Source organism: Streptomyces sp. NPDC058964 (assembly GCF_042741275.1).
Classification (GTDB): Bacteria; Actinomycetota; Actinomycetes; order Streptomycetales; family Streptomycetaceae; genus Streptomyces.
The window spans coordinates 1-1,441 of sequence record NZ_JBHYKH010000961.1; the positions used below are offsets into that span (position 1 = coordinate 1).

Genomic DNA, 1,441 nt, shown 5'->3' on the forward strand with positions numbered 1-1,441 from the left:
AGGACGGCCGTCTACAGCTCCCACTGGTGGGAGCAGTTGCTGCAGCGGGCCGTCCGCAGCCCCGACCACCTGGTGCCGCACGGACAGCCGCAGGAGTCCGACGAACTGAGCCGCGGCCGCCGGCGCCGGCAGCGGCCGTCCGCCGACGACACCGCGGTCTTCCAGCAGTTGTTCCAGCGGGTCCTCGACGACCAGCGGGCCCTGGACCTCGAGCGGCTGCAGGCCTGGCTGGAGGACTGGCGCGGCTACTGGTCCGGCGAGGTGGCCGTCCTGCGTGAATGGCTGGACTCCGACGAGGAGTCGGCGCTGCTGCTGCACGACCTGTACACCCGGCGGCTGCAGAGCCCGGAGATCCTCGACGACCTGCTGGACGACCTCGACGTGGACTCCCTGGTGCAGCACGTGACCGCCAAGGCCCCCGCGTTCCTCGACGGGACAGCCGCCGAACCGGAACACGCCTTCCCGTTGCAGCCCCGCCACGCGCTGCCGTGGCACGCCGAGAGCGACAACGGCAACACCGAGTCCGACGAGCGCAGCCGCCATCCCCTCACGGTGCTGCAGATGCGCGCGGCGATCGCGGACGCGGCCGCCGACCAGGTCGGCGCGCAACTGCACGGTCTGCTGCGCAGGGTGCTCCAGGTGTTCCGGGACAACTTCGACGGCGCCCGCGAGTCACTGCTCGACCAGGACGCCTTCCGGCCACCGGTCATCCGGCGGCCCCCGGGCGGCGCCCACGAGCGCACCGAGGAGGCTCCGGACGACACCGCGCGGACGACCGGCATCGAGGACCTGATGCGCAAATGGCACAACGGCGAACGTCGAAACGGGGGAGAGACATGAGCAACAGCGCGCTGCGCATCACGTTCGCGGTCCCGGACCGGGGAGATCTGCCGGACCCGGGCGCGCTGTCCGAGGAGGCCCGGGAGGCGCTCGCCTCGGCACGGCAGCAGGCCGCGCGGGCGGAGGCGTCCGTACCGCCGCACACCACCCCCTACGGGCCCGAACCGGCGGACCGGCCCCCCGCGCCGGGCCCGCGCGTCCCGCTGCAGCCGGGCCAGCCCCTCAACCGCACCCCCGGCAACGGCGGCTTCGTGGAAGGGGATTCGGGTGTCCCGGATCCGGCACCGCAGGCACCGTCCACGGCCGCGTCGGTGCCGCCCGTCGCGCGGGTCATCGCCGACGGCTCGGCGGCCTTCGTCCTGGTCCCGGACGCCGACGGCTATCTGCTGCCCGACGTCGAGCTGGAACAGATCGGCGCCGCCGCCCACCTCACGGCGCATCTGCCCGCCCAGGTGGAGGTACAGCAGCCGGAGGGAGAGCGCCTGCCGGCTCTGCTCACCAACGCGCTCACCCGCGCGTGGTCGGCCGGAGAGCACGGCGCCTTCCTGGTGGACGGGCGGCGGCAGATCTCGCTCGGGGCCAGGCTGCCGCGCGGGGGCGG

General features: G+C 74.1%; 1 protein-coding gene and 1 pseudogene. Both read left to right on the forward strand.

Annotated features, from left to right (window positions below):
- On the forward strand, positions 1-840 hold an 840-nt coding region (locus tag ACFW2E_RS46835; RefSeq protein ID WP_384478261.1), incomplete at its 5' end, for a hypothetical protein.
- Positions 837-1,441: pseudogene (locus ACFW2E_RS46840) on the forward strand (hypothetical protein); the annotation flags it as partial. The gene ACFW2E_RS46835 and the pseudogene ACFW2E_RS46840, both read left to right, overlap by 4 nt.